Here is an 8,016-nt window from a genome sequence, read left to right on the forward strand (position 1 = left end):
CTCAAATGTGAATCAGGGAGAAGTGTCACCATCAAACACGGCCGAATGGTCACCGATCTATTGATGCAGAACTGTCACCGATGTCCTGAGACATAACAGGACACAACCATTTTGCCGGCCCCGATTCAGGCGCGTGAGCTGGCTTCACCTTTCGCCCCGACGCGGTCTCTCAAAACGATGCTGCGGTCGATTACTGCGGTGGCCACGGTGGTGAGTGTGAGATTGTGGTCGCGCGCATATTTCCGCAGAGCCGCGAATGCTTCATCCATGGTCATGGGCAGCTCAGCGCTTTCCGAGACAACGCCCTTGGCTTGCTCAATCAGAATTCGGGAATTAAGAGCTCGTTGCAACTGCGCCGCGACAAGACTTTTCTCTCTGCTTCCTCGCTCTTGCAGTAGCCCGATGGTGGCAATGTCGGCCATAGCCTGCGCAACAGCGACATCGGCGGCGACCAACTCACCCACGTGGATGCTGAACAGGTTCAAGGCCCCCAGTACTTGGCCTCGGAGACGCATGGGCGTCGCGTGCACGGATTTGAACCCCTGTCGGATGGCCTCATGACGGAAGGCGGGCCACCGATCCCCGGAACGCTCGATATCGCCAACCGTGACCGATTTCCCGGTCGTGAAGCACTCGACACATGATCCGGCGCCCGCGTTTAGTTGCATCACCTCTATGAGAGTCGTTTCTTCACTGGTCGATGCCACTAGCTGAAGCTCGCCCGTCCCATCGAGGAGCATGAGACCTGCAGCCTGGGTGTCGAGAATTTCCGAACATTGCTCCACAAGGGTTTGGAGAAGATCTACGACGTCGAAATCGTCCGTGAGGGTGTCGGCAAGTTTAACGAAGGCCCTATTTAGCTTCGCCTCGCGCGTGAAGTCAGCCATGGCTTGCTCCTTTCTTGGTAGTGGAACTATTCGGGGAGAGATCTGAAACTCACATGCCTGCTGACGACGTCACGGGCGACGTCCTGAACGCTTCGTCCGTTGGCAAAAGCGTAGGCCTGCAGGCGCGAATAGGCGATGGTCGCAGTGGTATCCAGTTGCACAAGAATCATCCCTGTTGCCTGATGAACTTCGCGTCTCATCGCCGGGGTCAACATCGACTCTCCAGCGCCCTCAGCGTCTGCACCCGCGATAGCGTGGTGCACGGCAACATCCGCTAAGGCCGACGCTAGGGTCACTGCGATCTCCATGTGCCGCGGGCTCAAGGCGCCGGCAGTTCGCCGGTATAACCCGACGGTGCCGATAGTAACTGCTCCCATAAGTAAAGGGAACGCGAAGAGTGCGCCTACGTCGAGTGACCCAATCGAAGCGGCAAAAATCGGCCAGGAATCATGGGTGCCTGTGAGAACATCCGGTACGAGTGTCGGGGTACCGGTTCTGAGTGTGGCCCACTGAGGGCCTTCGCCCAGGTCGAACTGCAATTCATCGATACGCGCGGCGACCGCATCACTGGAGCAGAGGGTGGATTGACCGCCCCTGGGACCGAAAACGGCAATCGACACACCGGTGACATCAAGCTCGTCTATGAACGGTGAGCACAAATCCGTGGGTTCAACAATCACGAAATCGCTATTGCTGTCGTGCATCACGTCGTCCGCACGTCGAGGCGCGAGGTCCAAAGTCTCCAGCACCCAGTCATTGCGTCCTCCCTCACAGATCACCTGCCCGGTCTGGGACAGTGGCATCAGGCTACTCCACGTCGCAGAAACGGCGCACAGAGGCAGGTCGGAAAGATCAGGCGTGGACTCAGCGATCCTCAAGGACACCGTCGCCCAGCCGAACACCGTCACGCATTTCGCCCCGCGGATCCGCCGCGTCGGCTGGGAGGTCACCAGCTGCCGACGTGACCGTGACGGGGCCGGTGACTGTTGGTGATATAGAGAGTTCCGGGGATCGGTGGCCTGCTTTTTCGTCTAGGAGCGTGGGTCAGTAGTGGCGGAGTTTAAAACGCCGGTGGATTTCCTGGGCTGGGAGTTTGGGTCTGGGAAAATTGGGTATGAGCGATTCGGATGGTCTGTTCCCTGCAACTGATCTTGAGTACGTCGACCCGGTCATTGCGGATGGTGTCGACGGTGGCGGCGGGGCGAATAAGCGGTTCCGGGCGTTCGAGCCGGCCGCGGTGATGTTGGTGCCACCGTCGCTGGATGAGTGGTTGCCGCAGAATCATCTCTCTGGGTTCATTGCGGATATCGTCGAAACCCAGCTGGACCTGTCGAAGTTTTATGCGTCGTATGCTAAGTTGAAGGGCCAGCCGCCGTATGACCCGCGCCTGATGATGCGTGTCCTGCTTTACGGGTATTGCGTCGGGGTGCGCTCATCGCGGGAGCTGGAACGCGTGTGCGTGGACGTCGTCGCGTTCCGGTGGTTGGCCGCGCAGCAGGCCCCGGACTTTCGCTCGATTGCCCGGTTCCGGAAACGTCACCTCGCGAGCCTGGGGAACGTGTTCTTGCAAGCGTTGGAACTGTGTCGTGCGGCCGGGATGGTGTCGCTGGGGCAGGTCGCGTTGGATGGCACGAAGGTGCGTGCGAACGCGTCCCGGCGGAAGGCGATGAGCTACGCCCGGTTGACGGAGAAGCAGAAAGTCCTCGCCGACGAGGTCTCCGCTCTCCTGGCTGATGCGGACGCGATCGATGAGGCCGAGGATGCCCGGTTCGGGAAAGACAAACGCGGCGACGAACTCCCGCCCGAGCTCGCCAGGCGGGAATCACGCCTGGTGAAACTGGCCGAAGCGCGCGCCGCGTTAGAAGTCGACGCGGCCGCCCGGGCGCGGAAAAACGCGGAGAAGAAAGCCCGGGATAAGGGCGATGATGACGCTGCTGTCACGGCGAAGGGTGAGGACGCGGCCAAGAACGCGGTCGTGAACCCGAAGGCTCAACGCAACTTCACCGACCCGGACGCGCGGATCATGAAGACCGCTGACGGGTCCTTCCACTACGCCTACAACACGCAGGCCATCGTGGATGCGGATCATCAAGTGATCGTCGCGACGACGCTGACGAATGTCGGCGTGGATGTTAAACAGGTCGTGCCGATGGTCGAGAAACTCCATGTCATGACGGGCGTTCTGCCGGGGCAGGTCCTCGCTGATGCCGGGTATTGTTCAGCCGCGAATCTGGACTACGCCAAGACCGTTGAGACGGACAGCGACGGCGGGACCGAGTTCTTCGTCGCGACCGGCCGGGTCAAGCATGGCGAACGTGTTCCCGAGGTTCCTCGGGGCCGGATCCCCGCCGATGCGACGCTCCGGGAACGCATGGCCCGGAAGTTGAAGACGAAGAAAGGCCGCGCCGTCTACGCGCGGCGCAAAGCGATCGTGGAGCCCGTGTTCGGTCAAATCCACACCCGGCAAGGAAAATTCCTGTTGCTGCGCGGGTTGGAACAAGCAGCGCACGAGTGGGACTTGATCGCTGCCTGCCATAACCTGATGAAACTCCACACCCTGCAAACCAGGACCCTCCTCGCCACGCAAAATGCCTGGAGAGGCCGCCGGGCAACCTAAAGATCAGGGTGAGACCGCCCTGACGGGCGGCAGCGATCCTGCCTTGCGCCATCAAAGCGGCCGTGGCCCTATTTTCGCTCGGCACACGAACGGATCAGAGCCCCACGACGATCGCGTCAGCAACGCCCCAACCCAACCCGACGACATCGGAGGCATTCCTTGGCATCAAGGCCCAATAGGCTGCGCTCTTCGCTGCTGTGGTCGGCGATTGGGCCGCGGCCGGTCGCGGCGCGATGCGCCCGGCGTTGGCGCAACTGGTAGACGGCAAGGACATCAGTGCCGACCTTTTTGACCTGGCAGTCACGATCCGGGCCGGCGTGCTCAGTCCGGACGTGCTCGGAATGCGACGACTGATCACGAGCGAGGCCGCACGGCATCCCGCTGTCGCCGCCCTCTACCTTGCGGACAGTTGGGAGCGAAACATCGATGCCCTCGCCGACGCATTTCGCGCGCTCGACCGCCAAGGCCGGCTCAGGATCGTCGATGCGCGAGTGGCAGCGGATCAATCCACCTGGCTGACCGTCGGAGCAGCACTGAACGCCCTGCTCCTCACTCACATCGCAGATCACGACACCGCCACAACCACCGCGTCAGCAGTCGAGCTTTTCCTGTCCGGATACGCCGTACTCGGCGACGCTCCCTCACGCTGACTCCACGCCGCGCCACCCGCCGACACAGGAACGTACGCCCGCAAGCGGAACCCCCTACGGGAACCGTGGACCTCGGGTCAGTAGTGTTCGCGGACTTGCAGAATGACGATGTGGTCGTCCGTGACGTAATAGACCAGGCGGTTCGTATCGTCGATGCAACCTTGTCGTATAAATCCGAAAGCCTCACTGGAAGACGTCGAATTCACCGCCTCAACGTTCGAGTGGGGCGGTGACCGCGCCGCGACGAGCTCGTGATGTCGGCCTACTGGGGCTTGAGGATTACCTTGGTCCAACCATTGGTGCGGTCGTTGAAATTCTTGTAGGCGTCCGCGGCTTTGCTGAGGGGAACCTCGTGGGAAACAATCCATGATGGCTTGGCCTTGCCCACTGCAATCAGGTCGCGCAATTGCCGATTGTATTTCTTTACTGGGCATTGGCCGCTGCCCATGCTCTGGCCCTTGAGCCACTGTAGGCCGTAGTCAATAGCAAGCTTGCCTTGCTTGGCGTTCTCGTCGAAGCCTCCAGGATCGGCCGGCAGGAAGACGCCGACAACACCGATGCCCCCGGTGATGCGCACGGACTGAATCAGCCGATTCAAAGTCATGGCGGGATCTTCGGTGCCCTGAGGGTCGTGGGCCTGATAGCCGACGCATTCACAACCCCGATCCGCGCCGATACCCTTGGTCTGGTCCAGCACGAACTGAACCGGATCCGTCTTCGAATCATCAACGGCGATTGCACCGATCTGCTCAGCGAGGGCCAGCCTGTCTGGGCGTCGGTCCACAACCCAGACTTTGCTCGCACCCTTGATCGTCGTAGACAGGGCGGCCATGAGGCCGACCGGACCCGCACCGTAGATCACCACCGTGTCGCCGGGGATCACGCCGGCCATCTCGGTAGCGTGATAGCCCGTCGGGAAGATGTCCGACAGCATCACGTAATCGTTTTGCTTTTCTATCGCGTCCTCACCCAGGCGCAGGCAGTTGTTGTCGCCGTAGGGCACGCGCAGCATTTGGGCCTGGCCGCCGGGATAGGGACCCATGCCAGCGAAGCCGTATGCAGCGCCCGCGCCGACCGGGTCCGGTTGGGTGGTCATGCAATAGTTGGTGAATCCGCGCTCGCAATTTTTACAGAAGCCGCAGGAGATATTGAATGGCAGCACGACGAGTTCGCCGACCTTTACCTTATCGACGCCGTTACCGACCTCGATGACCTCGCCCATGTTCTCGTGACCAAACGTGCGTCCAACTTCGAAATCGGTGCGTCCCTCGTACATGTGCAAATCTGAACCGCAAATATTTGTCGCCGTAATGCGTACCAGAACGTCCGTGGGACGTTCGATCTTGGCATCCGGAACGTCCTCAACACTGACCGAGTTGGGACCTTTATAGACAACTGCTTTCATTTCTCTTCACTCCCTGAATTTTAGGACCGTGAAGACGGACGGTCCGTCTTCACCTTCGGAGATGTGCTAAGGATGAATGTCCGGACAGCCTCAGGCTGCGCGGAAAGTATGCATAACTTGGGTCTATCACGATCGCACTGGACCTGCCAGTTTCCCTCTCGTACTGTTTGGCCGGCAGTGCGTTGGCCTGATCAGGAGAACTCGACTCGCCAGAAGTGTCCTTCACCACAGAGCAGACGACGTCACAGGATGTGGACCGGTCCTTGTCGGGCGATACCCGTCACGGGTCCGTTGATCTGACCGAACCCGGGTGCCAGCGCCAACCAAGCGGCGTCGAGAGCTGCGAGAGCGGAGCGCCGCATCCAGATCCCTGTCATGCCCGACCTCTCTTGGACCGGTAGATGATCCCCTCCGTCACAAGACGGTGATCCTTGAACGGACGGCCCAACTTCCCCGCCGATTCAGGTATCAACGGGGCAATCTGCTTCCACTGGGCATCCGACAGCACGGCGTAACGAGCGCTCATTCCTCCATCCTGCCGATGAACAGCCCATCATTGGGAGACATGCCTTAGCGGTCGCGGTCCAGGTAGAGCCGGTTCCCCAGTTCGGAACCGGCGACGTCGATGCCTCCCGAGACTGGGGCATCATCTCCAGCCGTCGCCGGTTTCACCTTTCTGAAGCCAACTCAGCCGTAGGTGGCTCCGCCCGGGTGCTCAGCCGCAACTCAGCCGGTGCTATCGAGAATCAGGCGCGCCGCTTCCGTTGGTTGGTCCCAGTGCGGGAAGTGACCGCAGTTTTCAAACCAGTGCAGCGTCGCATCCGGGAACAGCTCCGTGGCCCGCGCCGCCTCACTGGGAGCGGTGACCTTGTCCTTCCGACCCCATCCAATGACCACTTTGCCCTTGAGTGAACCGGCCGGTGCGCCTTCCTGGCGGGGTCCGTGAATCAGCGCGTTGAGGGACGGGTCCAGGCTGGTCGATGTCTTGAACCCGCGAAGCTCGTGCAGGACCAGATCCTGTGGCAGCTTCCAGGGGTGGGCGGAGAACTGTGCCATCAGGGCCGTACGGCCCACAGGGTTGCCCGTGAGGAAAGGGAGCGCCGGTTGGATGCGGCGCACCAGTGCGACGGATGCCTTGATGCTTGCACCAAAGATCGCTGCCTGGCGGTCATTCCAGAATCCACCAGGGTCCAGTGCGACCGTGGTGCCAGCGTGCCCGCGGCGTGCCATTTCCATTACCATCCGGGCGCCCATGGAGCTGCCTACCAGATCAAGGTCACCCAGTTCCGCGTCGCGGATAAAGGCTTCGACGGAATCGGTCAGCGTGGCAATGGTGGTTTCGCCGGTCAGCGGCGCGGATTCGCCGCAACCGGGGAGGTCGACGGCGATGACATCGCGTTCAGCGGCCAGCGCCGGGATTACCGGGTTCCAGTTACCGAGACTGGAACCGAGCCCATGGATCAGGAGGAGTGGCTTACCGGAGCCTTGCCGGGTTGAGTGCAACATGACTTCACTGTAGGGGCAGTGCAACATACTGGCCAGAGGTTATCTGGCCAGAGGCCCGACCGCACGGCGATGCGCCGTCAGGCAGCACATTCAACAAGTCTTGGATCAAACACATCTCAGGGCGAACACGCCTCAGGGAGGGGCGAAGAGTTCCAGCGCCACGTTGTCGGGGTCCCTGAATTCCAGGATGTAACCGGCTCTTCATAATTAAGGGTGTGTGAAGCCTGAATCCTCCGGTTTCCAGGCGTGAGCGGGCGATGTAGATCCGGTCCTCGTCTCGGTAGGCGTTGATTTTGCGCTGGTAGATGCCCCAGGTCGCTTCGACCTGCACGTGCGTTTCGGTGGCGAACAAACACGCGTGAGCAGTGGCTCGAGGTCGTGGTTCAAGACCGCCCTCGTCGCCTCCGACCGTCCCGCGATGACCCTGCACGACCTCCGGCACACCGCAGCGTCCCTCGCGATCGCGTCGGGAGCGAACGTGAAGGCGGTGCAGCGGATGCTCGGTCATGCATCCGCGGCGATGACCCTGGACGTCAATGCCGACCTCTTCGATGACGATTTAGACGCCGTTGCGGTGGGCCTCAACCACGCCGCATTCCCAGCAATTGTGGGCAAACCCACCCGGCCCATGAAAAAGACCCCCGGACTTCCGCGTGATTACGCGGATCGCGGGGGCCTTACAGTGCGGAGACGGTGGGATTTGAAATCTAATCGGGCCCCAGCGGCAGCCCGACCAAGGCCCAACTTCCGCGTAATTTCAACGATTTTAGGTCACTTGGACACGCCCAGAATCAGGGTGATTTCTTTCAGATGTGGGCAAAATGTGGGCAGAGGCTGGCCTCCGTTTCGCAGTGTGATGTATCGGGACATGGGTGACAGTTCTGTATCAGGACATCGGTAACACTTCCTGTGTCAGGACATCGGTGACAGTTAGATGGTTTTTGGTCGCCG

At 60.8% G+C, this 8,016-nt stretch carries 7 protein-coding genes and 1 pseudogene; 4 read left to right on the forward strand and 4 right to left on the reverse strand.

Annotated elements, in window-relative coordinates:
• Positions 1–125: 125 nt before the first annotated feature.
• On the reverse strand, positions 126–887 hold the full coding sequence (locus E3O50_RS09165) for a GAF and ANTAR domain-containing protein (protein WP_134560327.1): 762 nt from the start codon (positions 885–887) through the stop codon (positions 126–128).
• Between the two features lie 26 nt (positions 888–913).
• Positions 914–1,690 carry a GAF and ANTAR domain-containing protein gene (locus tag E3O50_RS09170; protein WP_134560329.1) on the reverse strand — a complete coding sequence of 259 codons (777 nt, stop codon included), beginning with the start codon at positions 1,688–1,690 and terminating at the stop codon, positions 914–916.
• Between the two features lie 55 nt (positions 1,691–1,745).
• Between E3O50_RS09170 and E3O50_RS19820 the strand changes: the two genes are divergently transcribed.
• The 3 genes from E3O50_RS19820 to E3O50_RS09180 all read left to right on the forward strand — a co-directional run bounded on the left by E3O50_RS19820 (position 1,746) and on the right by E3O50_RS09180 (position 4,154).
• Positions 1,746–1,880: a hypothetical protein gene (locus E3O50_RS19820; RefSeq protein ID WP_277870861.1), complete on the forward strand. Its 135-nt coding sequence runs from the start codon at positions 1,746–1,748 to the stop codon at positions 1,878–1,880.
• Positions 1,881–2,001: 121 nt separating this feature from the next.
• Entirely contained in the window at positions 2,002–3,504 is a 1,503-nt protein-coding gene (locus E3O50_RS09175) for an IS1182 family transposase (RefSeq protein WP_241975472.1), read from the forward strand.
• Between the two features lie 197 nt (positions 3,505–3,701).
• The gene (locus tag E3O50_RS09180; RefSeq protein WP_134560331.1) at positions 3,702–4,154 is read left to right on the forward strand and encodes a TetR/AcrR family transcriptional regulator C-terminal domain-containing protein; all 453 of its coding nucleotides are present in this window, start codon (positions 3,702–3,704) and stop codon (positions 4,152–4,154) included.
• 262 nt (positions 4,155–4,416) lie between these two features.
• Here E3O50_RS09180 and E3O50_RS09190 read toward each other — a convergent pair whose 3' ends face one another.
• Both E3O50_RS09190 and E3O50_RS09200 read right to left on the reverse strand, forming a co-directional pair.
• Positions 4,417–5,559 carry a glutathione-independent formaldehyde dehydrogenase gene (locus tag E3O50_RS09190; RefSeq protein ID WP_134560335.1) on the reverse strand — a complete coding sequence of 381 codons (1,143 nt, stop codon included), beginning with the start codon at positions 5,557–5,559 and terminating at the stop codon, positions 4,417–4,419.
• 726 nt (positions 5,560–6,285) lie between these two features.
• Positions 6,286–7,065 (reverse strand): alpha/beta fold hydrolase, encoded by a 780-nt coding sequence (locus E3O50_RS09200; protein ID WP_241975473.1) that lies wholly within the window; start codon positions 7,063–7,065, stop codon positions 6,286–6,288.
• 376 nt (positions 7,066–7,441) lie between these two features.
• Between E3O50_RS09200 and E3O50_RS19120 the strand changes: the two are divergent.
• A pseudogene (locus E3O50_RS19120) lies at positions 7,442–7,639 on the forward strand (tyrosine-type recombinase/integrase); the annotation flags it as partial.
• Positions 7,640–8,016: the final 377 nt, after the last annotated feature.

The sequence above is a fragment of the Cryobacterium sp. MDB1-18-1 genome (assembly GCF_004402735.1).
Lineage (GTDB): Bacteria > Actinomycetota > Actinomycetes > Actinomycetales > Microbacteriaceae > Cryobacterium > Cryobacterium glucosi.

Coding starts and splice junctions, on each gene's coding strand:
- E3O50_RS09165 (WP_134560327.1), bottom strand. CDS start 887: ATGGCTGACTTCACGCGCGAGGCGAAGCTAAATAGGGCCTTCGTTAAA.
- E3O50_RS09170 (WP_134560329.1), bottom strand. CDS start 1,690: ATGCCACTGTCCCAGACCGGGCAGGTGATCTGTGAGGGAGGACGCAAT.
- E3O50_RS09175 (WP_241975472.1), top strand. CDS start 2,002: ATGAGCGATTCGGATGGTCTGTTCCCTGCAACTGATCTTGAGTACGTC.
- E3O50_RS09190 (WP_134560335.1), bottom strand. CDS start 5,559: ATGAAAGCAGTTGTCTATAAAGGTCCCAACTCGGTCAGTGTTGAGGAC.
- E3O50_RS09200 (WP_241975473.1), bottom strand. CDS start 7,065: ATGTTGCACTCAACCCGGCAAGGCTCCGGTAAGCCACTCCTCCTGATC.